We start from the raw sequence: 307 nt of genomic DNA on the forward strand, positions 1-307 counted from the left end.
GGATACCCGGCGGTTTCCGCCTCGTCGGTCAGATATCGGTACCCGAACTCCGGGTCGTCCCGGTGGGCATCGAAGAGGGCGTTCGCCCGGTAGGCGGAGACCAGGTCCGCTTCGGAGACAGGAGCGGACAGCCAGCGGTAGTAGGGCTGGCGGGAGAACTTCAAAACCCGACACGACACCGCGACGGGGATCCCGTCTGCGGCGAGCTCTCTTACGAGCGGGTAGAACCTTTTGAGGGCAGATTCGCCTGAGATAAATAGGCAGCAGCACGGCGGAGGACTTCGTTCTCCTGCTCGAGTAGGCGTGT

1 pseudogene is annotated in these 307 nt (G+C 63.2%); it reads right to left on the bottom strand.

Annotated features, from left to right (window positions below):
* Positions 1-307, bottom strand: a pseudogene (locus tag ACT3S2_RS15850) (IS3 family transposase); the annotation flags it as partial.

The organism is Arthrobacter sp. AOP36-A1-22 (assembly GCF_052377615.1).
In the GTDB taxonomy this organism is placed as follows: Bacteria; Actinomycetota; Actinomycetes; order Actinomycetales; family Micrococcaceae; genus Arthrobacter_H.